Source organism: Chelativorans sp. M5D2P16 (genome assembly GCF_034427935.1).
GTDB lineage: Bacteria > Pseudomonadota > Alphaproteobacteria > Rhizobiales > Rhizobiaceae > Chelativorans.
This window is the reverse complement of sequence record NZ_JAXQNM010000012.1, coordinates 223606-249867: the sequence shown is the minus strand read 5'-3', so window position 1 is coordinate 249867 and position 26262 is coordinate 223606. Positions and strand designations below refer to the sequence as shown.

Sequence of the window (26262 nt, the reverse complement as noted above, 5' to 3'; positions counted from 1 at the left end):
TCACACTTGAAGTTGGCCCTATCAGCGCATTGTGGGCAAAAGGTGACAGTTTTCCGCCTGCGATTTCAGCGCATTTCTGCCGGCGCATCCACCCCCACGAGCGCCAATCCAGAACTCACCACGTCGCCAACGGCCTGCACCAAACCCAGCCTAGCGCGGGTTAACTCTGGATCGTTAACTTTAACAAATCGTAAGTCGTCTGTCTCGGTGCCCCGATTCCACTGTGCATGGAACTGGCTGGCGAGGTCGTAGAGGTAGAAGGCGACGCGGTGCGGCTCCAGCGCCTCGGCGGCACTTTCGATGAGACGCGGGTACTCTGCCAGCTTGCGGATAAGCGCGATCTCGCCCTCGTCCTTGAGCCGGTGCAGCGCGCTGCGCATGGCCTCGCGATCGAAGCGGTCGACGCCGAGTTGCTCGCGTGCCTGGCGGAAAACGGAGTGGCAGCGTGCCGAGGCATACTGCACGTAGAAGGCCGGATTGTCCTTGGACTGCTCGGTGACCTTGGCGAAATCGAAGTCGAGCGGCGCATCCGATTTGCGGTAGAGCATCATGAAGCGCACGGGATCGCGCCCCACCTCGTCGATGACGTCGCGCAGCGTGACGAACTCCCCTGCCCGCTTCGACATGCGCACCGGCTCGCCGCCGCGGTAGAGCTTGACGAGCTGGCACAACAGAACCGTGAGCTCCAGTTCGCCGCCGGAGATCGCCCGCGCGAGCGCTTCCAGGCGCTTTACATAGCCGCCATGGTCGGCCCCCAGCACATAGATCAGCTTTTCGAAGCCGCGCGCGTATTTGTCCTTCATGTAAGCCACATCGGCGGCGAAATAGGTGAAGCTGCCGTCGGACTTGATCAGCGGCCGGTCGATGTCGTCCCCCACCTCCGTGGAGCGGAAGAGCGTCTGCTCGCGGTCTTCCCAGTCCTCAGGAAGCTGCCCCTTGGGCGGCGGCAGCTTGCCCTTGTAGACGTGCCCCTTCATGGTCAGGTCGTTGATGGCCGAACGGATCGCCCCGCCATTGCCGGCATGCAGCGAGCGTTCGGAGAAGAAGACGTCGTGGTGCACGTTGAGGGCCGCGAGGTCGTCGCGGATCAACGCCATCATGGCGTCAATAGCGCGGTCCTTGGCGATGACCAGCGCGTCCACCTCGGGCATTTCGAGCAGTTTCGTTCCGAACTCCTCGGCGAGCGCCCGGCCGACCGGCACGAGATAATCGCCCGGATAGAGGCCTTCGGGGATATCGACCACGTCCTCGCCCAGCGCTTGCCGGTAACGCAACATCACCGAGCGTGCCAGCATGTCGATCTGCGCACCGGCGTCGTTGATGTAGTACTCCTTGGTGACGTCGTACCCGGCAAAGGACAGGAGATTGGCCAGGGCATCGCCCACCACGGCACCGCGGCAATGGCCGACATGCATCGGGCCGGTGGGATTGGCCGAGACAAACTCGACATTGACCTTGTGCCCGGCACCCACCTGCGAGCGGCCGTAGTCGGTGGCCAATCCCAGCATTTCGCCAAGCCGCGCCTGCCAGAAACCGTCGCCGAGCCTGAGATTGACGAATCCGGGGCCGGCCACGCTGGTTTCGGCCACGTCCGGATCCTCGGCAAGGACCGCCGCCAGTCGCTCACCAAGGGCGCGCGGGTTTTCGCCCGCGGCCTTGGAAAGAACCATCGCGGCGTTGGTGGCCAGGTCGCCGTGGCTGGGATCGCGGGGCGGCTCGATGGTGACACGCGAGAAGTCGAGCGTCCTGCCTTCCTGGGCTTCAAGGCCGAGCGCCCTCACGGCATTGAGGACCCGATCGGAAAAATCGGCGAAAATGTTCATGGGGAGATGTCCCGGATCAAGATACCATCGGCTGGGCGCACGCCGCCACAAACCGCTTGCGCCCTATCGCAAATCCGGAGAACGGTCAAACAGGCGCTCGTGTTCTTTCAAGGCGTAGGTATCGGTCATGCCGGCCAGGAAATCGGCCACGGCGCGCGCCTTGATGCGCGCCTCCGCCCGGTCGAGCCCTTCGCGCCACCCCTCCGGCATCTTGCGCGGATCGGCGAAGTAGGCATCGAACAGCTCGCGCACCACGCGGTCGGCGCGGCTGCGTACGGCCAGCACGTCCGGGTGACGGTAGAGATTGGCGTAGAGGAAGGATTTCAGTTCCTTCTCCTGCGCCGCCATTCGGGGCGAAAATGCGACGATTGTGCGCCCGGCATCGCGCACCTCGTCGACTGAACGAGGATTCAGGACGCCGAGATTGGCGCGCGCCGTCGCGATCACGTCCTCAACCATCAGCGTGATCTGCCGGCGCATCAGCTCATGGCCCGTGCGGACCGGATCGAGATCGGGATAGCGTTCCTTGACCGCGTCGAGGATGCGGCCAGGCAGCGCCACCGTGCACAGCATGTCGAGCGTGATCAGTCCGGAGCGCAATCCGTCATCGATGTCATGCGCGTCATAGGCGATGTCGTCGGCGATCGCCGCGCACTGCGCCTCCAGGCTCGCGAAGCGGTCAAGCTCGAGATCGTGCAGCGCCGAATAGGCGCTTATGGCGCGCGGCACCGGCTCCTCGAGCCCGTTGCCGTCCCTGTCGGTCAGCGGTCCGTTGTGCTTGACCAGTCCTTCCAGCGTCTCCCATGCGAGATTGAGCCCGTCGAATTCGGCATAGCGTCGCTCCAGCCGCGTCACGACGCGCAGCGATTGCGCGTTGTGGTCAAAGCCGCCCCAGGGCGCCATTTCGTCGTTTAGCGCCTCCTCGCCCGTGTGGCCAAAAGGGGTATGTCCGAAATCGTGCACCAGCGCCACGGCCTCGGCCAGATCCTCGTCGCAGCACAGCGCGCGCGCCAGCGCCCGGGCGATTTGCGCCACCTCGATCGAGTGGGTGAGCCGGGTGCGGTAGTGATCACCCTCATGGGCGATGAAGACCTGGGTCTTGTGCTTCAGGCGGCGAAAGGCGGTGGAATGAATGATTCGGTCGCGGTCACGCTGGAAAGGCGTGCGGGTCCGACTTTCGGGTTCCGGGTGGAACCGCCCGCGCGAGCGTGCCGGATCGCAGGCGTAGGCCGCGCGCGGCCGGTAGCCGAAGCCGATGCCGTCGAGATCTGCCGGGCCTGCCATGTCCGCCGCTTGTTGACTTGCCGTCTCAGCGTTCATACCTATGATCCGTGTGTGAAAGCAAGGTGACCTCCCATGGGCATTGATGCGAAGACCGATATGAAGGGCGTCGATCTCACCGAGGCGGCGGCCAAACGCATCGTGCAGATTCTCAAGGACGAACCCGGCAAGATGGCGCTCCGCGTGTCCGTGGAGGGCGGCGGATGCTCCGGCTTCTCCTATAAGTTCGACCTCGTGGAGAGCCGCAACGACGACGACTCCATCATCGAGAAGGACGGCGCGACGGTGCTGATCGACGAGCTCTCCCTGGTCTATATGGGCGGCTCGGTCATCGATTTCGTCGACGATCTGATCGGCCAGTCCTTCCAGATCAGGAATCCGAATGCCGTCGCATCCTGCGGCTGCGGAACGAGCTTCTCGATCTGAGCTTCCCCGGCACCGGAAGCAGCGCTTTCGCCTTTTCATTCAGCAACTTTGCGATCCTCTTTCCTGTGGAACTTCGGAACCGCGGCCCCGCATAGCGGTTATACTGAAGAGGAATACCGAGGAGTTTGGACCGATGCTGAAGAGAATGCTCAAAGCCGCCGTCTTCGCCGGTGGGATTCTCCTTCCCGGCGCGGCTTTGGCGGTGCCGGCCATGGTGACGGCGGATCTCAACGTGCGGAGCGGGCCGGGCACGGGTCATCAACGCATCGCGACGATCCCCAACGGCTATCGTGTCGACGTGGACGGCTGCCTGCGCGGATACAACTGGTGCCGCGTCGATTGGGCCGGTCCTTCCGGCTGGGTGTCGGGCAACTATCTCGCCTATCTCGAAGGCGGCTATCGGCAACCTTTGCCGCAAGTCGGCGTCGGGATCGGCGTTCCCATCATTCGTTTCGAGTTCGACCGGGACCGGGACTGGTACGATCGACGCTGGCGTCACCGCGACCGGTGGGACCGGGACCGGGATTGGCGGCGGGACCGGGATTGGCGGCGGGATCGCGATCGTCATGCCGGGTGGCGCGACCGTGGCCGCGACCGGAACCGTGGCCGGGACCGCGAAGATGCGCCGGACTGGCTCAGGGACTGGGTGCCGCCCTGGGAGCGGGACTGAGGCGAAAGGACCGCCCCGGCGGTCCTTTTTCAATCGGTAACCGCCCGCAGTTCGTCCAGGTTTTTCGCGTTTGAAAGAAAGAGCGCGATGGGCTGCAACGTTTTCACCCGCGCGAAGGCGATGGTGATAGCCATCGTCATGGGAACCGCGAGAAGCGCACCCATAAGCCCCCACACCCAGGTCCAGAACATCAGAGCCACCAGGACGACAAGCGGCGAAAGCGACAATTGCCGTCCCTGCAGCCTGGGGTCGACGTAGTTGCCCATCACCTGCTCGATGACGATCAGCCCGGCGGCAATGATCAACGCCGTCGCGGGATCACGTTGAAGAAAGGCAAGTCCCACCGGCAGGGCCCCGGCGATCAAGGAGCCGATCGTGGGAATGAAGTTCAGCAGGAAAGCCAGAAGCCCCCACACCAGAACGAAATCAAGCCCCCACCACCAAATCCAGGACATATACAGAAGCGCCGTTGCAACGCCGAGCACCGTCCGCACCACGAGGTAGCGGCGGAACCGGGAGGCCGTCGCCTCGACCGCGTGGTAAAATGACCGGCCCTTGGTTTGCGATGTGGCGGCGGAGACCTTCGCCATATAGGACGGCGTTTCCACGAGCATCAACAAGACCAGGAAGAAGAGCAGGGTCAGAATTCCCCCGGAACTCCAGATCGACTGGACGACGGTGGTCGCAAGCGACATAAGCGGATCGATCAGGCGTTCGACGACCGGCGTGTCGCCACCGCCCTGCTCTTCGGCCACGGCCATCCACTGGCCGATCCGATCGGCGAATTGCTGCAACGCGGTCTGATAGCGCGCGAGCCCGGTTGCCAACTGGCGCGCGGCAAAGAGAATGCCCAGCGAGAATAGCACGAGGACTGACACCATGACCGCCAGCGCGGCCGCATGGCCGATCCACGCGAGCGGGCGCGGCATGTGCCGACTGATCCAGGAGTCGACCGGCCAGACCGCAAGTGCGGCAAAGAAAGCCATTGCGAGCGTCGAGGTGATCCAGGCGGTCTGCCGCAGGGCTGTCACGATCAGAATGGTTGCGATGGCAAATAGCAACCAGAACGCCGCGCCCGGCGCCTGCGGTCCCTCCGGCCCTCCGCCGGCCCTGGTGGTCGCCTCTGTCAACGCCTACTCCTCTCCGGAGGAATTACCACGCCAGCGCTCGTCATTGCTGCCGGTCTGTTCGGTGACGCCAAAGCGCTGCACCTGGGCGGACCGCGGAAAGCGGTCGGGCAATTCCGCCGCAAGGAGTCCCTGGAGCAGCTTCATCGCACGCTCGATGATGCGGCTGCGGCCCATCTCGCCACTGCCGGAAGACGGACAGGCCAAACGCACCGAAACCGTCTCACCGCCATCCCCGACAAAGACGACATTGGCCCAAATGCTGTTGTCGCCTTCCCGTGCGATGACTGTATCGACGATACGCAAGTCCCTTCCTCCGCTCGCATGGTCTCAACTGACGAATGGCTGCCGTCGTTCCAGGCGTTGTTCATTCGTCTTGCGGTGTCGTGGGACGCGTCTCCTCCGTCTCCATCGGAGCGCTGTAGCGGGCATCGGGGCCGCCCGACGTGGTATCGGGAGCGGTGCGGTAGCCGAAGTCGAAGAACAGGAAAAGCGCGAGAACGACCACCACCACAATCGCCGCCGCGACCAGCACCCGCCTGTCCATTCTCCAGCGCCTCGGCTCGCGGTCGTTGGCCATCTTCTCGTCCTTCCTTCTCGTCAGCCGGTGGCCGGCCTGCCCCGCACCTCCGTCTCGGGCCGGTCCTCTCCCGGTTCGGTTTCCTCATGCCAGCGGCCTTCACCGTCCTGGTACTGGATGAACGTGTCGCTGCCGGCACTCTCATGGGCGGCCGCTGCCTGACGGGCGGCGCTGTCAGCCTCGCGCCTTGTCGCGAAGGTTTCGGAATAGACGTCGTCCACCTTGTAGGCCCAGCCACCATCGTGCTCGACCACCTCGTAGGTGACATGCACCGGCGCTGCGCCGCGCGGTCCGCCTTCCCCGCGCATGTCGGAAAGAAGCGCCGACCGCCCGTGGCGCTCCTTCCGCCACTTGAGGAAACGATAGAGCCCGAAGGTCCCGAGTGCGAGCAAAACGAACCGCATATCCTTCTCCTGCCTTGGGGCCTGTCTCATTCCGGCCGCGCAGTCCAACGCCGGCGGGGAACGACATGTTCCCTTCCGTGTCGGTCGTCTGCCGGGAGCGTGTCGGATAAGCGGTTTGACGGCCGGGGCGATTGGATTACTGTGCGCGGCACTGCCGGCATACGAGGTCAATTTTCATGAAGATCGCCACCTGGAACATCAACGGCGTGAAGGCGCGCATCGAAAATCTCCTGCACTGGCTGGGAGATGCCGATCCCGACATCGTCTGCCTGCAGGAGATCAAGTCAGTCGACGAGCAGTTCCCGCGCGAACCGATCGAGGCGCTCGGCTATCATGTCGAGACGCACGGACAGAAGGGCTTCAACGGCGTGGCAATCCTGTCGAAGCTGCGTTTCGACGAGGTGAGCCGCGGGCTCCCCGGCAATGACGGCGACGAGCAGGCGCGCTTCATCGAAGGCGTGTTCTCCACCGCCTCGGGCGCCTTGCGCGTGGCCTCCCTCTACCTTCCCAATGGAAATCCCGTCGCCAGTGAAAAATTCGCCTACAAGCTGGGTTGGATGGATCGGCTCGAGCATTGGACGAAGGCGCGGCTCAAGCTGGAGGAGCCGCTGGTGCTTGCCGGCGACTACAATGTCATTCCCCAGCCTGAAGACGCCAGGAACGCCGAAGCCTGGCTGGACGATGCTCTGTTTCAGCCGGAAAGCCGGCAAGCCTTCCGCATGCTTGCCCATCTTGGCCTGACCGACGCTGTGCGCGCCGTCACCGACGATCCGGGCACCTACACTTTCTGGGACTACCAGGCGGGCGCCTGGCAGAAGAACAACGGCATCCGGATCGACCATCTGATGCTGTCGCCGGAAGCGGCGGACAGCCTCTTGTCCGCCTCCGTCCAGAAGCACACCCGCGCCTGGGAAAAACCGTCCGACCACGTTCCGGTGGTTGCGGATCTGGCGCTTGCGGCCGCCTGACCGGGTCTATTTCAGGCCGTTTTCGCGAATGTCGTCTGCGAGCGCGATCGCCGTGCGCCGGTCGGCTTCGCCGGCAAGCGCGAAAGCCTGTTCCTGCATGTCGCGGATCCAGGGCACATCAGCCGGCGCGGCATTTTCGAGAGCACTCGTCAGCAAGGCCAGCCCGAGGACGATCTGCTCGCTGTTGCCGCTCTGAAACAGGAGATTGCCGAGCGTCGCCTGGGCGCCGGCATGCCCCTTTTCCGCCGCAAGCTGAAGCCAGCGCGCCGCCTGCTGGACATTGCGGGTCCCGCCTTCGCCCGAGAGCAGCATCTGGCCGAGCTCGTACTGCGCCTCACGATTGCGGTAGGCGGCCGCGGCACGCATGAAATATTCCTGGGCGGCGGCGGGGTTGGCCACCACGGGTGTATCCGGGATCCCGTTCTTCAGATAACGACCGATGGCGACCAGCGCATCGGAGATATAGGTCTCGTCCCGGCTTCCGGGGTGCACCTCGTGCTGGATCACCGCGGAAAAGAACTTGAAAGCCTCGTAATGGTTACGTGTTACCCCGTCGCCTTCGGCATACATGCGGGCGAGCTTCCAGCGCGCGCCCACCTGGCCGTTTTCAGCGGCGTAGCGATAGGCTTCCACCGCTTCTTCCTTCTTGCCCTTCTTGTAGGCCGAAAAGCCGAAGCGGAAGACGTCCCAAGGGCTGCGCTCGGATTGCTTGACGACGGCCTTCTCGTCGAGGGCCGCCGCCGGTCCCACGGCCCCGAACAGCACCAGGGCACCGACCAGGAGGCTTCCGGCGAATTGCTCAGATGTCCGCATAGCAGTGCGTCTCTTTCTCGCCCCCTGGATGCGTAACGGCGCCGTGGCGGGCGGAGCCGACCGTCTGCGCGTATTTCCAAAGCGCCCCCGACCGGTAGTCCGTTTCACGCGGTGTCCAGCCTTTCAGCCGTGCCGCCAGTTCCTCTTCGCCGAGCGCGACATCGATCGTGCCGGCCACCGCGTCGATGGTGATCACGTCGCCGTCACGCAGAAGACCGATGGGTCCGCCGATCGCGGCCTCCGGCCCCACATGGCCGATGCAGAACCCGCGTGTCGCGCCGGAGAACCGGCCGTCGGTGATGAGCGCCACCTTGTCGCCCATGCCCTGGCCATATAGGGCGGCGGTGGTGGCCAGCATCTCCCGCATACCCGGGCCACCCTTGGGACCCTCGTAGCGGATGACCAGCACTTCGCCCTCGCGATAGCGGCGCTCGTTGACGGCGGCGAAGCACGCCTCTTCCGAATCGAAGCAGCGCGCCGGGCCGGAAAAACGCAGATTCTTCATACCCGCGACCTTCACGATCGCCCCGTCGGGCGCCAGGTTGCCCTTCAAGCCGACGACGCCGCCTGTCGGGGTGATCGGTCGGTCGGCCGGACGCACCACGTCCTGCGCATCGTTCCAGCGCACATGCGCCATGTTCTCGGCCAGCGTACGGCCGGTGACGGTCATGCAATCGCCGTGCAGGTAACCGTGCTCCAGAAGCGTCTTCATCAGAAGCGGAATGCCGCCGGCCTCGAACATGTCCTTGGCCACGTATTTGCCGCCCGGCTTCAGATCGGCGATGTAGGGCGTCTTCTTGAAGATCTCCGCCACGTCGAAGAGGTCGAAGGCGATACCCGCCTCATGGGCGATGGCCGGCAGGTGCAGCGCCGCGTTGGTCGAGCCGCCCGAGGCGGCGACCACGGCGGCCGCGTTTTCCAGGGACCTGCGGGTGATGATGTCGCGCGGGCGGATCTGCTGGGCCACCAACTCCATCACCTTCTCGCCCGAGGCGTAGTTGAAGCGGTCGCGCATCTCGTAAGGCGCCGGCGCGCCGCAGGAATAAGGCAACGCCAGACCGATAGCCTCGGCGACGGTGGCCATGGTGTTGGCGGTGAACTGGGCGCCGCAGGAGCCGGCCGACGGACAGGCCGCCTGTTCGATTTCGGTCAGCTCTTCATCCGTAATGCCGCCCACGGAGTGCTGTCCAACGGCCTCAAAGACGTCCTGCACCGTGATGTCGCGGCCGCGATAGGAGCCCGGCAGGATGGAGCCGCCATAGATGAAGACCGAAGGCACGTTGAGGCGCACCATCGCCATCATCATGCCCGGAAGGGACTTGTCGCAACCCGCGAGACCGACCAACGCGTCGTAGCAATGACCCCGCATGGTCAGCTCGACCGAGTCGGCGATCACCTCGCGCGAAACCAGGGAGGCCTTCATGCCCTGGTGTCCCATGGCGATGCCGTCGGTCACGGTGATGGTGGTGAATTCGCGCGGCGTGCCATGGGCCGCCGCCACGCCCTTCTTCACCACCTGTGCCTGGCGCATCAGGGAAATATTACAGGGAGCCGCCTCGTTCCAGCAGGTCGCAACACCGACCAACGGCTGCGCGATCTCCTCGGGAGACAGGCCCATCGCATAGAGATAGGACCTGTGGGGCGCACGCGCCGGTCCGACCGTCACATGACGGCTGGGGAGTTTCTGCTTCAAATTTGCCCATGCGTCCATGATCACCTTCACCGCGAACGGCGGCTTCCTGACACGCTGATGGTTTCGTTGCGCGCCGAGGTTCATTTCGGTGCGCCTGTTTTATGGCGGGAAGTTGGCATTTCCGCCCCCGCCGCTTTCTACACCGTTGCATCTTTAGAAACTGTTGCCTTTGCAACACAGTTGGCAAATGACAGTTTTAGAGGGGCTCTACGCGTGCGAACGGCCGGCCTGAAGAGGCAGGCAAGAGAGCAGTTCCAGGAAAAGTGGAAGCCGGTCTTCCGTCCGGAATTGGCTGGAAGAATGGTTGGATCAGTTCACCGTTTTTCCGCGAAACGGTGAACTGACCTAAGGAAAAACCCGGCGTTGCCGCCGGGTTCCGTCGCGTTCGACGCTGATCTACCAGCGGACGGCGTATGAGGCCGAGAAAATGGCCGCCCAGCCCGAATCGACCGCGGCGCCCGCTTCGAGCCCTTTCGTGATGTCGACCGCGGCCAGGTGCGAAACACCGGCGCCGAGGCGCAATTCACCGCCCATTTCATCCTGAAAACGGGCGCCGGCCGCGACCAGCCACTTGTCACCGCGCAAGTCGTATCCCGTGCTCACGCCACGATCCCACTGGACGCTGAGGGAACCCGAGATGTTTTCGGTGAAGGTGTGCCCGATCCCCGCGGTGATGGTCCATCCGTCACGCCAGTAGTACTGATTCAGGCTGTCGAGGCTGCCGAGTCCGAGCGCACTGGCATCGACCACGAGATCGAGCGTTTCGTTGACCGACCAGTCAGTCCATTTGACCGACCCGAAGGCAAGCCAGCCGGGGGCGATCCCCGACTGCAGCTTCAACTCGACGCTCTGCGGCAGTTCGCCGGATCCATAGGCCGGCAGGCTGCCCGGGAAAAGCGGTGTGTTGCCCGAACCGGTGGCGGAGTGGGTCGTACCCGAGCGGTAGAGAAGCTGTGCGCGGAACGCGATATCGGGAATTTCATAGCCGACGCCGGCACGCCAGCCATAGGCCTGGCTATCCAGGCCGACATTGACGGGAACCGCCCCGAGAACGGGCAGCGTGGGCATCGCCTCCAGCGAATAGTCGAAGCTTTCGAGGAAAGCGCCACCCAGGACCGACAGCCGGCCTCGGCCCATATCGAAAAACACCGCGCAGGTGGCCCCGAACTCGGACACGGTGAATACCTCCGAGAGCCTGCCGCTCAAGCCGTAGGGAACGTCATAGCTCGAGGATGCGCCGTTCGAGTGGGTATAGGTGCCGGCGCAAGCCAGGTTCTCTGAAAACCCGAACTTCACCGCTGCCGTCGGAATGACATATGTGTCGAGATAGTTTTGGCCCACGACCCCGCCGCTCGTGCTCCCCCCGGGGTTGGCCGTGTATTCTTGCCTCGGCGCGGCGATAATCGCACCGGCGCGGAAGCTGAAATTCCCCTCGTCGTACAGGATATCCGTATCCGCCGTGCCGCGGGAAAATCCCCCGGCCTGCGCACTGGCCGCAACGAGCGCGACCCCCAAGAAGGAATACCCGAAACGGCTGAAACGCATCCGTACCTCCCGTGTCTCGCCATTCGTGGAGACAGGATAGCAAGGGTCTCTTGCCGCACAATTACCATGAGTCGGGTCCGGCTCGCCGAAGCGGTGTCCTTACTTTAACGTAAGCCCCGTTTCCTGTTTCGGGCACGACCTCCGGCCGCGGAACGAACACAAGTTTGAAGGAATTACATATATGGATCAGTTAGTTGAAGAGAAACCACGTAAAGCGCAGAAAGATTTGTTGTGAAAATGTCACAATTGGCCAGAAAGTCGCTCGCGCATGGGCAGACAGCGCCCGGACGAGGGGAAAAAGCGCAGGGCTAACCTGGTGAATCGCGTTTCGGGAGACGAATCGGCCTCAGCCAGCCTCCCGAACCCGTGCCAGCGCGGCCTGAAGGCGCGTCCGCGTCTCCTCGAAGCCGGTCAGTTTCTCACGCTCGCCAGCGACGACCTCCTCCGGAGCGTTGGCGACGAATTTCTTGTTCGCGAGCTTCTTCTCCAGACGCCGGATCTCGTCATTCGTCTTGGAGACCTCTTTTTCCAGCCGGGCAGCCTCGGCATCGAGGTCGATCAGCTCGCCCAACGGCAGGCAGAAGGTGGCTTCGCCCAGGAGAATCTGCGCCGAGCCCTTGGGCGGTTCGCCCGCGAAGCCGACCTCGCCGACACGCGCCAGGCGGCGGATCGCGGGCTCGTGGCGGGCAAGGCGCGCGCGCGTCGTTTCGTCAGCACCGACGGCGACCAGGGGGGCGACCGCCGCCGGCGGGATATTCATCTCCGAGCGCACCGAACGGATACCGGAGACCAGATCGACCAGCCAGTTTATGTCGGCGGCCGCCTCCTCGTCCTCGAAATCGGGCATCGGCCAGCGTGTCAGCGCCAGCACGTCTTCCCGCCCCGCCTTGCCGCCGGTCAGCGCCCAGAGCTCCTCCGTCATGAAGGGCATCATGGGATGCAGAAGCTTGTAGATTTCGTCCAGAACATGGGCCGCGCAGGCGCGCGCCTCCGCCTTGGCCGCCTCGTCTTCGCCGGCGAAGACGGGCTTCAGGAGTTCCAGATACCAGTCGCAGAACAGGCTCCAGACAAAGCGGTAAGCCGCCCCGGCCGCATCGTTGAAGCGGTAGGAAGTGATGCCCTCCGTCACCGCCAGCGCCGCCCGTGTCAGCTCCGTCAGTATCCACCTGTTGATGGCGAGCCGCGCGTTTTCCGGCCGGAAATCGGGATCGCGCTCGACGCCGTTCATCTGCGCAAAGCGCGTGGCGTTCCAGAGCTTGGTGCCGAAATTGCGGTAGCCGGCGATGCGCGCCGGGTCGAGCTTCACGTCCCGGCCCTGGGCCGCCATGATGGCGAGCGTAAAGCGCAGCGCATCGGCGCCGTATTCATCGATCAGTTCCAGCGGATCGATGACGTTGCCCTTGGACTTCGACATCTTGGCGCCGTTCTTGTCACGCACCAGCGCATGGACATAGACGGTGTGAAACGGCTCCTCGCCCATGAAGTGCAGGCCGGTCATCATCATCCGGGCAACCCAGAAAAAGATGATGTCGAAGCCGGTGAACAGCGCCGAGGTCGGGTAATAGGTCTCCAGCGCTCTCGTCCTGTCCGGCCAGCCGAGGGTCGAGAAAGGCCAAAGCGCCGAGGAAAACCAGGTGTCGAGCACGTCCTCGTCGCGGGTGAGGATCTCGCCGGGGGCGAAATTCTCCAGCTTTTCCTCCACCCAGGCCTTCCACGGCCCCTCATGGGAAATATAGTGCTGGACGGCTGCCTCGAGCGCCGTCTCTTCGTCCTTCTCCACGAAGACCTGGCCGTCGGGGCCGTACCAGGCGGGAATCTGGTGCCCCCACCACAATTGCCGCGAGATGCACCAGGGCTGGATGTTCTCCATCCATTCGAAATAGGTCTTTTCCCAGTTCTTCGGCACGAACTTGGTGCGCCCCTCGCGCACGCTGGCGATCGCCGGCTTTGCGAGAGTCTTGGCGTCGACATACCACTGGTCGGTAAGGAAGGGCTCGATGGGCACGCCGCCGCGGTCGCCGTGCGGCACCGTATGGGCATACGGCTCCACCTTGCCCAGATGGCCGCCCTCCTCCATCATCTCGACGATGCGCTTGCGCGCTTCGAAACGGTCGCGCCCGTGGATTTCCCCCCAGAGGCGGAGCTGCGCCTCGCTCGGCTCCAAGCCTTCCAGGAAGTCGTCATTCTCGAGGATGTCGATGGCCGCTGCGACGGTCATGATGTTGATCGCGCGCAGGCGATGACGCTTACCGACCTCGAAGTCGTTGAAGTCGTGCGCCGGCGTGATCTTGACGGCGCCCGTTCCCTTCTCCGGGTCGGAATATTCATCGCCGATGATAGGAATCTTGCGACCGACGATGGGCAGGACGACGTGCTTGCCGATCAGATGCTTGTAGCGCTCGTCTTCTGGGTGGACGGCGACGGCCGTATCGCCCAGCATCGTCTCCGGCCGGGTGGTCGCAACGGTGAGATAGGTCCTCTGGTCCTCGGGGTCGAAACGCAGCCCCTCGATCGGGTAACGAAAATGCCAGAGATGGCCGTTGGTCTCGACCTGCTCCACCTCGAGATCCGAGATCGCCGTCAGAAGCTTCGGATCCCAATTGACGAGCCGCTTGTCGCGATAGATGAGCCCTTCCTTGTAAAGGGTGACGAAGACCTCGACGACGGCGCGCGAAAGCCCCTCGTCCATGGTGAAGCGCTCGCGCGACCAGTCGCAGGAGGCACCGAGGCGCTTCAGCTGGTTGATGATGACGCCGCCGGACTGCTCCTTCCACTCCCAAACCTTTTCGATAAACTGTTCGCGGCCCAGCTCGCGCCGGTGGATCTGCTGCTCCATGAGCTGCCGCTCCACCACCATCTGCGTGGCGATGCCGGCGTGGTCCATGCCCGGCTGCCACAGCACGTTCTTGCCGCGCATGCGCTCGAAGCGCACCATGATATCCTGCAGCGTGTTGTTCAGCGCGTGGCCGATATGCAAGGAGCCGGTGACGTTGGGCGGCGGGATGACGATGGTGAAGGGCTCGGCATCCGGTTCGGCACCGGCGCCGGCGGCAAAGGCACCCGCCTCTTCCCAGCGTTCGGCGATTCTCTTTTCAACGCGCGAGGCGTCGTAGGTTTTCTCGAGCATCAGGGTATCCGCGCTTGGCCAGCGTAACTTCGCTGTCCGGTGTAAAGCCGAAGGGTTTGGGCAAGTCAACCGCGCCTTTCCGAAGCGACGCGCCGCCGCTCAGTTCGGCGCCGACGTGCGCTTGCGCCGCAGCAGGATGAGTTCGAAGCCGGTGTCGGGATCGGTGCGCGAGCCGTCCTCTTCAAAACCCGTGCGCCGGTAAAAGTGCCGCGCGCCCTCGTTGCGCGCAAAAACCTCCAGCCGCAGGTCTCCCTTGAGCGCGACCGCGTGCGCGATCAGCTGTCGGCCGATTCCCTTCCCTTGCGCTTCCGGCGCGATGAAAAGCCCACCGACTTCCGCGTCCTCGTGCGTGGAAAGCAGCCCGAGAAGCCCGACCACGTTCCCATCCGCGTCGGTGGCCACCCAGTTCTCCGCGTGGACGAGATAGACGTCGCGCAGGAGGCGCAGCCGTTCTCCTTCGCCTTCGCCGGGAATGAAAGGGTGCGCGGCCTTCGAAGCGCGGCTCCACAGATCGGACACTTGTGCCTCGTCACCCGTGCGGTAGCGGCGTATCACGATTTTCATGGGGATCGAATGCTACGGCGCGCTCGCCTCGGCCGCGAGGCGAGCGCAAACGTCAGCCGCGGGCGATGCGCTCGATCTCCTCGCGCACCAGCTTCTCGACGATCTGCGGCAGATTGTTGTCCAGCCATTCCTGCAACATCGGGCGCAGCATCTCTTCGGCGGCCTCCGTCAGGTTCTTGCGCCGGGTCGCTTCGAACGCCTCGCTGAGTTCACCGAACGCCGCGGCAACCTTGCGCCCGGTATCCTCCGACAGCATCGACGGCCTGGCATCGGCCTCCTCTTCCGTCCGCGCGGCGCGTTCGACCGCGTGCTGCGCGTGCTCGAACAAGCCTTGCCGGGACGGGATATCCCGGTGGAACGCCCCGCCACTGTAAGGCGCTTCCGGCGCTTCGCTCGAGCGCATCGGGAAGGCGGAATGGTCGGCGGACGGCGCGTCCTCCTCGGCGGACGATCCAGCATCCGCCTCCTGGTCAACCAGCGGGTAAGGCTGTGCCGATGACGCGGCGGCCTCGGCCGTTGCGTCTTCGCGCCACGAACTGTCGGGTTCCTCGGTCGCCTCTTCAAAATCCTCGCTCACCGCCGTGCCGGCGGGCCGGGGTTGTGCGTTGGCCGCAGCCACTCTCAACTCGGCATGGAAGCTGTCCACATCTGCGGCGGTGCTCGCGGGCGCATCGGAAGCGGCCTGCCCCCTCTCCTCCTGCCGGCCCGTTTCATTGTCCTCAATGATGCGCCGGATGGAGGCCAATATTTCTTCCATCGAGGGTTCGCGCTGCGCGCTGCTTGCCTGTGCCATTCTATAATATCCGCCGCTTCTGTTCCGCCGCAGTCCGCTCGACGCGGACGTTCGCTGCGGCCGGGAGGCCCTTACGAATCAAGGCAAGGGTAGCGGAGGGACCGCCGGGTGAGAATCCCCCAAGCCGGATTTGACATCTTTTCGCACAGGATTGCCGGCGACAGGGCGCGCGGGCGTTCAGCGCCCATCCGGCGTACGCAGGCCGAACCACTTGTCCTTGACGGCGTTGTAGTGCTCTTCGGGCTTGTAGCTCGCCACGTTCAACCCCAGCCGGGAAGACGAGAGCCGGCCGGTGGCCGAAGCAATGGCATAGCTCGCCGAGACCACGGCGCTCTGGGCGGTTGCCAGATCGATCTGCGCGTTGATGACATCCTCTTGCGCGTCGAGCACGTCGAGCGTGGTGCGCTGGCCGACATTGCGCTCCTCGATGACCCCTTCGAGGGCGAGCTGCGCCGCATTGACCGTTTCGCGGTTTGCCGCCACGCTCTCGACTGCCGCCCGATACTGCGCCCAGGCGGACGTTACGGCATTGCGCACCTGATCGCGGCTGACGTCGACATTGATGCGGGCCTGCCCCAGTGATTCCTTCGACCTGCGCACACGCGCCGACGTCTCCCCTCCCTGATAGATCGGGACGGTCAGACTGAGCCCGATGGTGGCCGAATCGGTGGTGTTGTCGGCACCGGGCGTGGTCGTCGGGTCGGTGTAGCTCCTCTCCACGCTGGCATTGGCCGAAACATTGGGCAGGAGTGCCCCTTCCGCGGATTTGACGGCGAAGGCCGCCGCGTCGACCTGATGTTTCCTGCCGGCGATCGCCGGGTGCTCGGCAAGGCCGATGGCCAACGCCTGATCCAGGCTCGACGGCAGAAGCGACGTGAGCGGTGAAGGCATCTGCAGGGCACCGGGCTCCTGCCCCACCAACTGCCTGTACTGAGCTTCGCTCGCCTCGACGTCGGCGCGTGCGGCGGAAAGCTGCGCCTGGGCCGCCTGCCGGCTCGCCTCGGCCTGGGCAAGGTCGGTTCGTGTGCCCTCGCCCACCTCCAGGCGTGAGTTGGCGGCCCGCACCTGCTCCTGCAGGAACTCAAGATTCTGCTCCCGCAAGGCCGCAATCCGGCGGTTGCGGATAACGGCCATATAGGTGTCAGCGGCGTCGAAGAGCGTGTTCAGTTCCTCGTTGCGCAGCCCCGCCACCGCCGCGCGCACCTGCGCCTCGGCGGCACGCACATTGTTGTGTGTCTGAAATCCGTCGAAGATCGGCTGCCGAAGAGTGATCCCGAAGCGGCCGGCCCTGATCTCATCGCCTTCGCGATTCTCGATGCTGAAGCTGCCGGTCCCCTGGATCCGCGGGCGCAAACCGGACTTGGCGATCGCCACGTCCTCGTCGGTCACGCGGACCCCGGCGCGGGAGGAATTGAGGCTGGAGTTGTTCTGATAAGCCATGCCCAGCGCTTCCATCAGCGTCTCGGCGCCGGCCGGTACGGATGTCAGAGCGATTGCGGAAGCAGCCAGCAAAGGCAAAATGCGACGACGAAGGAATGACACGACCAATCTAAACCCCTGTTCGCGTGCAGATTCCGACCGGCCCCTCAGCCTGCCGACGTCCCACGCGGATTGCCTTTTGGCCTCAGCGGCCACGAGCACCCCTCCCCGAATCGCACCCCCATGATGCGAATCCGGCAGGACAGCACGTTACATCATCCGTTCGATCAAATCCGTTGCGCAAAGGCAACAGACCCGCCATCAAAATACAAACCCCTCCTCACGCCTGAAACCGGGCAGCGGCTGCACCGCGGCATTGAACTCCGCGCGCGAAGAAACCACACCGTCCTCCTTGAGGAAAAGATGTGCCCGGGCGGCATTGCCGTAGCCGATCACCGCAACCAGCCGCCCTCCCTCGCCAAGCTGGTCGAGAATCGCCTCGGGCACATATTCCACGGCACCTCCCACGAAGATCACGTCGTAAGGTGCTTCTTCCCGATAACCTTGCTCCAGCGGCCCGGTAACGGTCGTGGTGTTGACGCAGTCGAGCTCTGCGAGCCTGCTCGCCGCCATTTCCGCGAGTGTCGGATCGCATTCCAGCGCAACCACGAAACTAGCGACCTTCGACAGGACGGCCGTGGAGTAGCCGCTTGCCGCGCCGATATCGAGAACGAGGTCGGACTGCCGGACGCCGGCAAGCTGAGCCAGCCGGCCGAACTGGGCGGGCTCCATGAGGTAGCGCGCGGGCGCGCCACCCGCTGGCGCTGCGATCTCCAGATCCTCGTCCATATAGGCCAGGTTGCGGCGCCTTCCCGGCACGAAAAGCTCGCGGGGTATCTCGCGAAAGGCTTCCAAGAGCGCGACATTCGTCACGTCGCGCGTACGCAGCTGCCCTTCGATCATCTTGGCGCGCTGCAGGGAAAAATCGGCGTTCATCACCCTCGTTCCCGTCTCCGGCGCGCCGGCGCGCACCCCTGATCGTCGAACCATGTGCACGAACGTGAAACGGACATCGACCTGCCTCCCACCCGCGCACAACTCGGCTGGGATGTGGCAAAATTCTTCCCGATCGTCAATCAGCGACTTGCAGGGCGTGCCCGCCCGGCTCTGCGAATCCTTCTTTGCCCATTACCCGGATCTTGCGGAAACCGGCATTGGCTGATGCCGCATCAAAGGTCCATTCAAATCTGCAACGTCCGATGAAGCTTGCCCCTCTTCACGCCTTCCGCCGCCTCGTGGTGCTCGTTTTGGTGGCGCTCGCCCTGCCCTCGGCTTCACCGGCCCGGACAGAGGAAACGTCCGCGGCCTATCCCTACCTCCATCAGGACCTGACGAGCCCCCGAGCCACGCTTGAAACGTTCAGATCCGCGGCGGCCGAAGCAGGCAGCTTGGTGATCGAAGCCCATCGGCTGCGCCTTGAGGAAGGCGGCCTGTTCGCATCGCGGCAGGCCAAGGCGATGGCCGAGCGGGCGGAAATCCTGATCGACACCGCCGCCAATGCGCTGGATCTGTCTCGGATTCCGCCGGCGATCCTGGCGCACACGAAGGTGGAAGTCGTGCTGCAGCTCGAAGAGGTGCTCGACCGCGTCCCGCTGCCCGAGACGACGGAATTTCCGGATCTCCAGGCCGTGCGGGAAGCCAGTGCCGCCGGTCGGCCCCTCCTGCACTGGAGAGTGCCGGATACCGGCATTCTCATCGTGCAGCAGGACGGCCAGAGCTATGCGGGCGAGTTTGCCGTGTCCGCCAGCACGGTCGATCGCATTTCCACGATCTACAAGGCCGTCCGTTCCCTGCCGAGTCGCTCCGGGAGCGTGGACGCTTATGCCCTCTACAGCCTCTCGCCCGGGCGAATCCTGCCGCCGGTCTGGTACGTTTTCATTCACGATGGACCGGAATGGCTGACCGCATCGATCGCCGGCAACGCGGTCTGGCAATGGCTCGCACTGGTCTTGTGGACGGCAGCGGCCGGGCTGGCCGTTGCACTGGCCGTAAAATGGCGCTGGCGACACACCGGGGAAGAGGAGGAGGTGTCCGTCTGGGACACTTTGCACCAAGCCGTTCTGCCGCTCGTGCTGGCCGTTCTGGGAGCCCTCTTCCTGACCGCGGTTCTCGACCTCGTCAGCCTCACCGGCACAGCCTACTTCATTGCCGATGCGGCCACACAGCTTCTGATCGCCGCCAGCCTGGGCTGGCTCGCGGTGATTGCGTGCCGGACGATCGCGGAACTGATCATCAAATCGCCCTCGATCCTGCCGGGCAGCCTCGATGCGCATCTGCTGCGGGCCGGCTTCCGGGTCCTGGGCCTGGCACTGGCGGTGCTTCTGTGGAGTCACACCGCTGCGGCCATAGGCATTCCACTGTTCGGGGTTCTGGCCGGTCTCGGCATTGGCGGACTGGCGATCGCGCTGGCGGCCCAGCCGACGATCGAAAACTTTATCGGCGGCGTGATCCTTTTCGCCGACCGTCCGGCCCGTACGGGTGACTTCTGCCGTTGCGGCGACATCCTGGGCACCGTGGAGGAAATCGGCATCCGCTCGACTCGGATCAGAGCGCTCGACCGCACCCTCGTCAGCATTCCCAACTCGGAATTCGCGAAGGAAAGGATCGTCAACTATACCCGCCGCGACCAGCACATGTTCGACACGGTCATCGGCATCCGCCTAGACACCGCCGACGGTGATTTCCGAAACCTGCTCGCCCGGTTGCACCAAGTCTTTGAGGACCACCCTCTCGTCATACCAGACACGAGCTGGGTGCGCTTCAGAGCAATCCGCAGCGACCGGCTCGAAATTCACCTGCGCGCCCACCTGCGCATCGCCGACTACGACACGTTCCTTCTGGAAAAAGGGAAAATGCTGCTTTCGGTGAAACACTGCGTGGAGGCCTGCGGCAGCGAGTTCGCGCTGCCCGCACGCAGGCTCCACCCGGCCCACCCCGGCGGCGCGATCATCTCGCGCCCGGAACGGGATACGCCGTAAAATTAGGAAATCCGTTGAACCCGGCCGCGGAGAATTTGGAGGCCTCGCCCGGAATCGAACCGGGGTGCAAGGATTTGCAGTCCTCTGCGTAACCACTCCGCCACGAGGCCATGCCCGGCCGGGCAATGACGTGTTCAATATGTTGCGCGCTGGTGGGCGTCAAGCACCGAAGGCGCTCTCCAGGCAGTTTTCCCAATGCCACGCGCCCCGCATATGGGAAGCCCCGCCGCCGGGCGCCACAAGCCGGTCAGTCATGGCCCGCTCTGCGAGGAGACGACGGCCTCAGGCGTTCCGTGGGGCTCACCACGAGAGCGGGGTCCACCCTGCCGTCGAAAAAGTCGAGCACGTTTTCGACCGCGGCGACAGCCATGCGCTGGCTGCATTCGGCAGTCAGTCCGGCGATGTGGGGCGACAGGACAACCTGATCGAATCCCATCAGCGGATGGTCGGTCGGCGGCGGCTCGTCCTCGAACACGTCGAGCCCGGCGCCGGCCAGCCGGCCCGACGCGAGCGCAGCCGCCAGGGCCTGCTCGTCTACCACGCCGCCGCGCGCCGTGTTGACGAGAATGGCGCCCGGCCTCATCCGGGCGAACTCCTCCCCGCCGAGAAGGGGTCGCTCCCCCTTGGGCACGTTCACCGAGATCATGTCGGCCCAGGCGAGACCTCGTTTCAGCGCCCGAACCGGTGTCGCGCCGTCTTCCGTCCAGCCGTCTTCGCCGACAAACGGATCGTAGGCGCCGACCTCCATGCCGAAAGCGCGCGCCAGGCGCGCCAGATGGCGCCCGATACGGCCGTAACCCAGGATCAGAAGCCGTTTCCCGGCGAGCTCGCGGGCTTGCAGGCAGTCGCGCCAGCGCCAGTCCCCGGCGCGCACCGACCGGTCGGCCCGGACGGCCCTCTTGGCAGTGGCGAGCAGCAGCATCATGGCGTGCTCGGCCACCGCGAGGGAGTTGACATCGCCGACCACCGTCAAGGTGATGTCGCGCTCCTCGAGCGCGGGCAGATCGACCGCATCGTAGCCGACTCCATGGCGGGAGACGATCCTGAGCTTGCCCGCGCGCGCAATCGTGGCAGCAGACAAAGGTTGGGTACGCAGGATCAAACCCTCCGCGGCCCCGATCAGCGGTGCGAAGCTCGCCTCGGACACCTCCTCCACGTAATCATAGGTGACGTCCGGCGCCGCCTCCAGAAGCGCCAGGCCACTGGGGTGCAGCTTGCCCGCCACCAGCACGTGCGGCATCAGGAACCACCCTTCTCCGCCGCGCTCTTGCCTACCTGCTCTCCGGTCAACGCGCGGAAACGGGACACGCTGGCACGGGCAGCACCCGCCAGCAGCCGCGTGTCGCCCGAGACCGTCACCATGTCGTAGCCCCAGCCGATCGCACGGGCGGCATATTCAGGCGTGCCGCAATGCAGCACCGCGCGCTTGCCGGCCGTCTTGCAGGCCGCCACGATCCGGTGCAGCGCTTCGACGATCTCCTGTTCCTCCCGGTCGAATCCCGGAGCCAACCGTCCATCGGTCAGGCTCAGCGTGAGGTCTGCGGGCCCGACATAGATGCCGTCGATCCCCGGTGTGGCGACGATCGCATCGAGATTGCGCATCGCCTCGGCCGTCTCCACCATGGCGAAGGCCAGGATCTCGTCATTGGCCTCGGCAGCATAGTCGGACCCGGCGGCATAACTCGCCCTTGTGGGGCCGAAACTGCGCTGGCCCGCCGGAGGATAACGCACATAGCCGGCAAATTCCGCCGCCTGTTCAGGCGTGTTGATCATCGGGCAGATCACGCCATAGGCGCCGGCATCGAGTACCTTCATGACGATGCCCGGCTCGCGCCAGGGCACACGCGCCAGCGGCACCACGCCGGACGCGCGCATGGCCTGGAACATGGGCAGCACCATGGAATAATCGAGCGCGCCATGCTGAGCATCGATGCAGATGCTGTCATAGCCCTGGGCCGCCATGATCTCGGCGACGAAAGGATTGCCGATCGAAAGCCATCCATTGATCGCCGGCCTGTCCTCCGCCCAGATCTGCTTGAGTCTGTTTCTGATCACACCGGCCCCTCCTCAGGTGACGACTTGCGCAAACTTGGGTGCCGGAGCGGTCGTCGACATGGCGCTACGCGACCTCGCCGACCTTCACCATCCGGCCTTCCGCAGCCGAACGCGCCGCCGCTTCGGCAAGGATCAGCGCGCGCCGCCCGTCCTCGAAACGCACCGTCGGTTGCTCGCCCTTTTCAATGCAATCGACAAAGGCGCTGATCTCGGCATTGAAGGCCTCCTGATAACGCTCGATGAAGAAATCGAGATACGGCTCGCCCCCTCCCGCTCCCATCGCCGAATAACGGGTCAGTTCGTGCGGCCTGCGGTTGCCGCTGATCAGCATGCCCCTGCTGCCGAGCAATTCCACGCGCTGGTCGTAGCCATAGGTCGCGGTGCGCGAGTTGTTGATATGGCACTGTCGGCCATCGGCCGTGCGCATCACGATCATCGCTGTATCGAAGTCATCGAGTTCGTTCATCAGGGGCGGGTCGATGAGGCGGCCGCCAACGGCGAACACCTCCTCCGGTTCCGCCCCCAGCATGAAACGAGCCAGGTCGAAATCATGGATCGTCATGTCGCGGAACAGCCCGCCGGCCGCCTCGTAATAGGCGCGCGGCGGCATACCGGGGTCGCGCGAGGTGATGATGACCTGGTGCAAATCACCGATGTCACCGGAATGGGCGGCTGCGCGGGCCGCACTGTGGCCGGGGTCGAAGCGCCGGTTGAAGCCGATCTGCACGGGCACCGAACTGGCACGCACCGCCTCGGCGCAACGGTTGACCCGCGCCAGATCAAGGTCGATCGGCTTCTCGCAAAGCACCGGTTTGCCCGCCGCGACCGCCTTTTCGATGTAATCGGCGTGGGTCTCCGTGGCCGTGGCGACGAGCACCGCGTCCACCTTGTCCGAGGCGAATACTGCCTCCGCGCTTTCGGCTGCCGAGACGCCGTGGCGGCCGGCGACATCCTCGGCCGACGGGCGATGGATGTCGTAGACCATCGCCAGCGTCGTGCGCGGATGTGCGGCCACGTTGGCCGCATGCATGCGGCCGATCCGTCCGCAGCCGAGAACGGCGATGGTCAGCATCACGACCCTCCCAGAACGAGTTAGCAAATTTCATTGCAAGGATGTTGAATTGTCAATACGTATTCCGTAATAATCGCAGCGGCAGATCATTCCGGGAGGAGACGCAATGAGCATGCCGACGGTCCGCCTGACGATGGCACAGGCGCTCGTGCGCTATCTGTGCAACCAGTTCACCGAGATCGGCGGCGAGCGCGTGCCGCTCTTTGCCGGGGTCTTTGCCATTTTCGGCCATGGGAACGTGACATGCCTGTCCGAGGCGCTGGAGAGCGCGCAGGACCAGCTTCCCACCTGGCGCGGCCAGAACGAGCAATCCATGGCGCTGGCGGCGATCGCCTACGCCAAGGCGAAGAAGCGGCGGCAGATCATGGTGGCCGCCTCCTCCATTGGTCCAGGCGCGACCAACATGGTCACCGCGGCCGCCGTGGCGCATTCCAACCGGCTGCCGGTGCTCCTGCTTTCCGGCGACACCTTCGCCAACCGCGTGCCGGACCCGGTGCTGCAGCAGGTGGAGCATTTCGGCAACCCGACGACGACCGTCAACGACGCCTTCAAGGCGGTTTCGCGCTACTGGGACCGTATCACCCGCCCCGAGCAGATCATTTCGTCGCTCCCCCAGGCGGTAGCAACCATGCTCGACCCGGCCGATTGCGGCCCGGCTTTCCTGGCGCTGTGCCAGGATACGCAGGAACTGGCCTACGACTACCCGGAAATCTTCTTTCAGCCGACCGTGTGGTCCGTCCCCCGCCCCCGCCCCGACCGTACGCGGCTCGCCGAGGCGGCGGAACTCCTGCGGACGGCGAAGAAGCCGCTGATCGTCTCGGGCGGCGGCGTGCGTTATTCGCTCGCGGAGGAGACGGTCGCCGCCTTCGCCGAGGAGCGCGGCATACCGGTCGTGGAGACCATCGCGGGCAAGGGTGCCCTCACCCATGATCACCCGGTCCATGCCGGTCCGATCGGCATCATCGGCTCGACCTCCGCCAATACGCTCGCGGCCGAAGCCGACCTAGTTCTCGCCATCGGCACGCGACTTCAGGACTTCACCACCGGTTCGTGGACGGCGTTCAGCCCCCGGGCCGGCTTCATCTCGATCAACACGGCGCGCTGGGACGCGACCAAGCACCGGGCTCTGGCCGTCGTCGGCGACGCGCTGGAGACGGTGAACGAATTGAACGACGCACTGGGCGCGTGGAAAGCGCCGGTTTCATGGATGGAGAACGCCCGCGCGCTCTTTGCCGAATGGAACGCACTTCTCGACCGGCACCAAGCGCCGACCAATGCGCCGGTCCCCACCTATGCGCAGGTCGTGGCCGCGGTGAATGCGCATGCGGGGCCGGACGACACGCTGATCGCCGCCGCCGGTGGCCTGCCCGGCGAAGTCACCAAGGGGTGGCGGGTGAAAAGCCCCAACACCTTCGACTGCGAGTTCGGCTACTCCTGCATGGGCTACGAGATCCCCGCCGGCTGGGGCCATGCCATGGCCAAGGACGGCGACGGCACACCCATCGTCATGATCGGCGACGGCAGCTATCTGATGATGAACTCGGACATCTATTCCTCGGTGCTGACCGGGCACAAGATGATTGTCGTCGTCTGCGACAATGGCGGTTTCGCCGTCATCAACCGGCTGCAGAACTTCAAGGGCGTGCCAGGCTTCAACAACCTCATCAAGGATTGCCGCGTGCGGGAACCGTTCGCCGTGGATTTCGCCAAGCACGCTGAATCGATGGGGGCGCTGACGCGCCATTGCGCGAGCCTTGCCGATCTCGACGCGGCCATGAAATGGGCACAGACCACCGACCGCACCACCGTCATCACCATCCTCACCGACGCCTATCACTGGGTGCCGGGTGACGCTGACTGGGATGTAGGCGTACCCGAGGTCTCCACCCGCCAGACCGTGCAGGAGGCCCGCGCTCAGCAGGTCGAAATCCGCGGCAAGCAGCGCGTCGGAGTATAATGCATGAAGGCCAAACTCGGCATTGCCCCGATCGCCTGGTCCAACGACGACCTGCCGGAACTGGGCGGCGAAACCCCGCTGGAAACCTGCCTGTCCGAAGCGCGGCGGGCTGGCTTCAGCGGCATCGAGACGGGCGGCAAATTTCCCAAGGATCCGGCCGTCCTCGGTCCCCTTCTCGAGAACCATGGGTTGAAGCTCTGCGGCGGCTGGTATTCCGGTCGTCTGCTCGACGGCGAGGTCGAGGAGGAAAAGCACCGGGTGGCCGAGCAGATGGCGCTCTTCAAGGCGCTGGGCGCGCCCTGTCTCGTCTATGGAGAAACGGCCGGCTCGATCCAGGGCAAGCGCGACGCCCCGCTCGCCACACGCCGGCGGCTGAGCGAAGAGGACATCAAGATCTACGGCCGGAAGATGACCGCCTTCGCCGAGTGGTGCGCCGAACAGGGCATGCCGATCGCCTATCACCATCACATGGCCGCACCCATCGAGACCGAGGAAGATCTCGACCTCCTGATGACGAACTCCGGCCAGGGGCTGCCCCTCCTCTACGACGCCGGCCACATGGCGTTCGCCGGCGGCGACGTGCTGCGCGTCATCGACAAGCACCACGCGCGCATCTCCCACGTGCACATGAAGGACATCCGCCGGGAGGTGATGGACGGGATCGACCGCGCGCGCGAAAGCTTCCTGGATGCGGTGCTCAAGGGCGCATTCACCGTCCCGGGCGACGGCACGCTCGATTTCGAGGCGATCACGAAACGGCTCGCATCTTACGGCTACGAGGGCTGGTTCGTCATCGAGGCGGAGCAGGATCCTGCCAAGGCCCCACCGCTGAAAATGGCCGAGATCGGCCACGCCGAGCTTCTGCGCCTCATGGCCGCAGCGGGCTACACGGTGGAGGAGTGAAGGA

General features: G+C 64.7%; 24 protein-coding genes, 1 tRNA gene and 1 pseudogene. 7 read left to right on the top strand and 19 right to left on the bottom strand.

The genetic code is table 11. From position 1 onward, the window contains the following. Positions 1 to 65: 65 nt before the first annotated feature. Entirely contained in the window at positions 66 to 1823 is a 1758-nt protein-coding gene (gene argS / locus SIN08_RS07000) for an arginine--tRNA ligase (protein WP_322450856.1), read from the bottom strand. A 63-nt stretch (positions 1824 to 1886) separates the two neighbouring features. Then, positions 1887 to 3107, bottom strand: a complete 1221-nt coding sequence (locus tag SIN08_RS06995; RefSeq protein ID WP_322450855.1) for a deoxyguanosinetriphosphate triphosphohydrolase — start codon at positions 3105 to 3107, stop codon at positions 1887 to 1889. A 72-nt stretch (positions 3108 to 3179) separates the two neighbouring features. Between SIN08_RS06995 and erpA the strand changes: the two genes are divergently transcribed. Both erpA and SIN08_RS06985 read left to right on the top strand, forming a co-directional pair. Then, on the top strand, positions 3180 to 3530 hold the full coding sequence (gene erpA, locus SIN08_RS06990; RefSeq protein ID WP_322450854.1) for an iron-sulfur cluster insertion protein ErpA: 351 nt from the start codon (positions 3180 to 3182) through the stop codon (positions 3528 to 3530). 133 nt (positions 3531 to 3663) lie between these two features. After that, on the top strand, positions 3664 to 4200 hold the full coding sequence (locus tag SIN08_RS06985; RefSeq protein ID WP_322450853.1) for an SH3 domain-containing protein: 537 nt from the start codon (positions 3664 to 3666) through the stop codon (positions 4198 to 4200). A 29-nt stretch (positions 4201 to 4229) separates the two neighbouring features. On the opposite strand, the gene SIN08_RS06980 is transcribed toward SIN08_RS06985, so the two are convergent. From SIN08_RS06980 to SIN08_RS06965, 4 genes are all read right to left on the bottom strand, one after another. Beyond that, positions 4230 to 5330, bottom strand: coding sequence for an AI-2E family transporter (locus SIN08_RS06980; RefSeq protein WP_322450852.1), 1101 nt, complete (start codon positions 5328 to 5330; stop codon positions 4230 to 4232). A 3-nt stretch (positions 5331 to 5333) separates the two neighbouring features. Next, on the bottom strand, positions 5334 to 5633 hold the full coding sequence (locus SIN08_RS06975) for a hypothetical protein (protein ID WP_322450851.1): 300 nt from the start codon (positions 5631 to 5633) through the stop codon (positions 5334 to 5336). 61 nt (positions 5634 to 5694) lie between these two features. Continuing rightward, positions 5695 to 5907, bottom strand: coding sequence for a hypothetical protein (locus SIN08_RS06970; protein ID WP_322450850.1), 213 nt, complete (start codon positions 5905 to 5907; stop codon positions 5695 to 5697). Between the two features lie 20 nt (positions 5908 to 5927). After that, positions 5928 to 6311, bottom strand: a complete 384-nt coding sequence (locus SIN08_RS06965) for a DUF2188 domain-containing protein (RefSeq protein WP_322450849.1) — start codon at positions 6309 to 6311, stop codon at positions 5928 to 5930. 176 nt (positions 6312 to 6487) lie between these two features. On the opposite strand from SIN08_RS06965, the gene xth reads away from it, so the two are divergent. After that, positions 6488 to 7279: an exodeoxyribonuclease III gene (gene xth, locus SIN08_RS06960; RefSeq protein WP_322450848.1), complete on the top strand. Its 792-nt coding sequence runs from the start codon at positions 6488 to 6490 to the stop codon at positions 7277 to 7279. Between the two features lie 6 nt (positions 7280 to 7285). Here xth and SIN08_RS06955 read toward each other — a convergent pair whose 3' ends face one another. Both SIN08_RS06955 and ilvD read right to left on the bottom strand, forming a co-directional pair. Then, positions 7286 to 8092 carry a tetratricopeptide repeat protein gene (locus SIN08_RS06955; protein ID WP_322450847.1) on the bottom strand — a complete coding sequence of 269 codons (807 nt, stop codon included), beginning with the start codon at positions 8090 to 8092 and terminating at the stop codon, positions 7286 to 7288. Continuing rightward, positions 8079 to 9803, bottom strand: a complete 1725-nt coding sequence (gene ilvD, locus SIN08_RS06950) for a dihydroxy-acid dehydratase (RefSeq protein WP_322450846.1) — start codon at positions 9801 to 9803, stop codon at positions 8079 to 8081. The genes SIN08_RS06955 and ilvD overlap by 14 nt, the downstream gene beginning before the upstream one ends. Positions 9804 to 9842: 39 nt before the next feature. On the opposite strand from ilvD, the gene SIN08_RS06945 reads away from it, so the two are divergent. After that, positions 9843 to 10124, top strand: a complete 282-nt coding sequence (locus SIN08_RS06945; protein ID WP_322450845.1) for a hypothetical protein — start codon at positions 9843 to 9845, stop codon at positions 10122 to 10124. A gap of 57 nt (positions 10125 to 10181) precedes the next feature. On the opposite strand, the gene SIN08_RS06940 is transcribed toward SIN08_RS06945, so the two are convergent. From SIN08_RS06940 to SIN08_RS06915, 7 genes and pseudogenes are all read right to left on the bottom strand, one after another. Beyond that, positions 10182 to 11330, bottom strand: a complete 1149-nt coding sequence (locus tag SIN08_RS06940; protein WP_322450844.1) for an outer membrane protein transport protein — start codon at positions 11328 to 11330, stop codon at positions 10182 to 10184. Positions 11331 to 11676: 346 nt separating this feature from the next. Further along, on the bottom strand, positions 11677 to 14457 hold the full coding sequence (locus SIN08_RS06935; protein ID WP_322450843.1) for a valine--tRNA ligase: 2781 nt from the start codon (positions 14455 to 14457) through the stop codon (positions 11677 to 11679). 99 nt (positions 14458 to 14556) lie between these two features. Then, on the bottom strand, positions 14557 to 15021 hold the full coding sequence (locus tag SIN08_RS06930) for a GNAT family N-acetyltransferase (protein ID WP_322450842.1): 465 nt from the start codon (positions 15019 to 15021) through the stop codon (positions 14557 to 14559). A gap of 52 nt (positions 15022 to 15073) precedes the next feature. Next, a complete protein-coding gene (locus SIN08_RS23610; protein WP_416208027.1) occupies positions 15074 to 15277 on the bottom strand; it encodes a PopZ family protein in 204 nt (67 codons plus the stop codon). Positions 15278 to 15723: 446 nt separating this feature from the next. Next, positions 15724 to 15814: pseudogene (locus SIN08_RS23605) on the bottom strand (DUF2497 domain-containing protein); the annotation flags it as partial. Between the two features lie 177 nt (positions 15815 to 15991). Then, the gene (locus SIN08_RS06920; RefSeq protein ID WP_322450840.1) at positions 15992 to 17356 is read right to left on the bottom strand and encodes a TolC family outer membrane protein; all 1365 of its coding nucleotides are present in this window, start codon (positions 17354 to 17356) and stop codon (positions 15992 to 15994) included. Between the two features lie 198 nt (positions 17357 to 17554). Further along, the gene (locus SIN08_RS06915) at positions 17555 to 18229 is read right to left on the bottom strand and encodes a protein-L-isoaspartate O-methyltransferase family protein (protein ID WP_322450839.1); all 675 of its coding nucleotides are present in this window, start codon (positions 18227 to 18229) and stop codon (positions 17555 to 17557) included. 263 nt (positions 18230 to 18492) lie between these two features. On the opposite strand from SIN08_RS06915, the gene SIN08_RS06910 reads away from it, so the two are divergent. Then, on the top strand, positions 18493 to 20271 hold the full coding sequence (locus SIN08_RS06910; protein ID WP_322450838.1) for a mechanosensitive ion channel domain-containing protein: 1779 nt from the start codon (positions 18493 to 18495) through the stop codon (positions 20269 to 20271). 36 nt (positions 20272 to 20307) lie between these two features. Here SIN08_RS06910 and SIN08_RS06905 read toward each other — a convergent pair. The 4 genes from SIN08_RS06905 to iolG all read right to left on the bottom strand — a co-directional run bounded on the left by SIN08_RS06905 (position 20308) and on the right by iolG (position 23398). Next, positions 20308 to 20381 (bottom strand) — tRNA-Cys (locus SIN08_RS06905). A 137-nt stretch (positions 20382 to 20518) separates the two neighbouring features. Then, positions 20519 to 21511, bottom strand: coding sequence for a hydroxyacid dehydrogenase (locus tag SIN08_RS06900; protein ID WP_322450837.1), 993 nt, complete (start codon positions 21509 to 21511; stop codon positions 20519 to 20521). Further along, positions 21511 to 22326, bottom strand: a complete 816-nt coding sequence (locus SIN08_RS06895; RefSeq protein ID WP_322450836.1) for an HpcH/HpaI aldolase family protein — start codon at positions 22324 to 22326, stop codon at positions 21511 to 21513. The genes SIN08_RS06900 and SIN08_RS06895 overlap by 1 nt, the downstream gene beginning before the upstream one ends. A gap of 64 nt (positions 22327 to 22390) precedes the next feature. Continuing rightward, positions 22391 to 23398: an inositol 2-dehydrogenase gene (gene iolG / locus SIN08_RS06890; protein WP_416208024.1), complete on the bottom strand. Its 1008-nt coding sequence runs from the start codon at positions 23396 to 23398 to the stop codon at positions 22391 to 22393. Between the two features lie 106 nt (positions 23399 to 23504). Here iolG and iolD point away from each other — a divergent pair, with 106 nt between their 5' ends. Further along, entirely contained in the window at positions 23505 to 25355 is a 1851-nt protein-coding gene (gene iolD / locus SIN08_RS06885; RefSeq protein ID WP_322450834.1) for a 3D-(3,5/4)-trihydroxycyclohexane-1,2-dione acylhydrolase (decyclizing), read from the top strand. A 3-nt stretch (positions 25356 to 25358) separates the two neighbouring features. Then, positions 25359 to 26258: a myo-inosose-2 dehydratase gene (gene iolE / locus SIN08_RS06880; protein ID WP_322450833.1), complete on the top strand. Its 900-nt coding sequence runs from the start codon at positions 25359 to 25361 to the stop codon at positions 26256 to 26258. The last annotated feature ends 4 nt before the right edge of the window (positions 26259 to 26262 follow it).

Excerpts from the sequence above, each read along its gene's own strand:
- argS (WP_322450856.1), bottom strand. The coding sequence starts at position 1,823 with ATGAACATTTTCGCCGATTTTTCCGATCGGGTCCTCAATGCCGTGAGG.
- SIN08_RS06995 (WP_322450855.1), bottom strand. The coding sequence starts at position 3,107 with ATGGCAGGCCCGGCAGATCTCGACGGCATCGGCTTCGGCTACCGGCCG.
- erpA (WP_322450854.1), top strand. The coding sequence starts at position 3,180 with ATGGGCATTGATGCGAAGACCGATATGAAGGGCGTCGATCTCACCGAG.
- SIN08_RS06985 (WP_322450853.1), top strand. The coding sequence starts at position 3,664 with ATGCTGAAGAGAATGCTCAAAGCCGCCGTCTTCGCCGGTGGGATTCTC.
- SIN08_RS06970 (WP_322450850.1), bottom strand. The coding sequence starts at position 5,907 with ATGGCCAACGACCGCGAGCCGAGGCGCTGGAGAATGGACAGGCGGGTG.
- SIN08_RS06965 (WP_322450849.1), bottom strand. The coding sequence starts at position 6,311 with ATGCGGTTCGTTTTGCTCGCACTCGGGACCTTCGGGCTCTATCGTTTC.
- xth (WP_322450848.1), top strand. The coding sequence starts at position 6,488 with ATGAAGATCGCCACCTGGAACATCAACGGCGTGAAGGCGCGCATCGAA.
- SIN08_RS06955 (WP_322450847.1), bottom strand. The coding sequence starts at position 8,092 with ATGCGGACATCTGAGCAATTCGCCGGAAGCCTCCTGGTCGGTGCCCTG.
- ilvD (WP_322450846.1), bottom strand. The coding sequence starts at position 9,803 with ATGGACGCATGGGCAAATTTGAAGCAGAAACTCCCCAGCCGTCATGTG.
- SIN08_RS06945 (WP_322450845.1), top strand. The coding sequence starts at position 9,843 with ATGGTTTCGTTGCGCGCCGAGGTTCATTTCGGTGCGCCTGTTTTATGG.
- SIN08_RS06940 (WP_322450844.1), bottom strand. The coding sequence starts at position 11,330 with ATGCGTTTCAGCCGTTTCGGGTATTCCTTCTTGGGGGTCGCGCTCGTT.
- SIN08_RS06935 (WP_322450843.1), bottom strand. The coding sequence starts at position 14,457 with ATGCTCGAGAAAACCTACGACGCCTCGCGCGTTGAAAAGAGAATCGCC.
- SIN08_RS06930 (WP_322450842.1), bottom strand. The coding sequence starts at position 15,021 with ATGAAAATCGTGATACGCCGCTACCGCACGGGTGACGAGGCACAAGTG.
- SIN08_RS23610 (WP_416208027.1), bottom strand. The coding sequence starts at position 15,277 with ATGCTGTCGGAGGATACCGGGCGCAAGGTTGCCGCGGCGTTCGGTGAA.
- SIN08_RS06915 (WP_322450839.1), bottom strand. The coding sequence starts at position 18,229 with ATGAACGCCGATTTTTCCCTGCAGCGCGCCAAGATGATCGAAGGGCAG.
- SIN08_RS06910 (WP_322450838.1), top strand. The coding sequence starts at position 18,493 with ATGAAGCTTGCCCCTCTTCACGCCTTCCGCCGCCTCGTGGTGCTCGTT.
- SIN08_RS06900 (WP_322450837.1), bottom strand. The coding sequence starts at position 21,511 with ATGCCGCACGTGCTGGTGGCGGGCAAGCTGCACCCCAGTGGCCTGGCG.
- iolG (WP_416208024.1), bottom strand. The coding sequence starts at position 23,398 with ATGCTGACCATCGCCGTTCTCGGCTGCGGACGGATCGGCCGCATGCAT.
- iolD (WP_322450834.1), top strand. The coding sequence starts at position 23,505 with ATGAGCATGCCGACGGTCCGCCTGACGATGGCACAGGCGCTCGTGCGC.
- iolE (WP_322450833.1), top strand. The coding sequence starts at position 25,359 with ATGAAGGCCAAACTCGGCATTGCCCCGATCGCCTGGTCCAACGACGAC.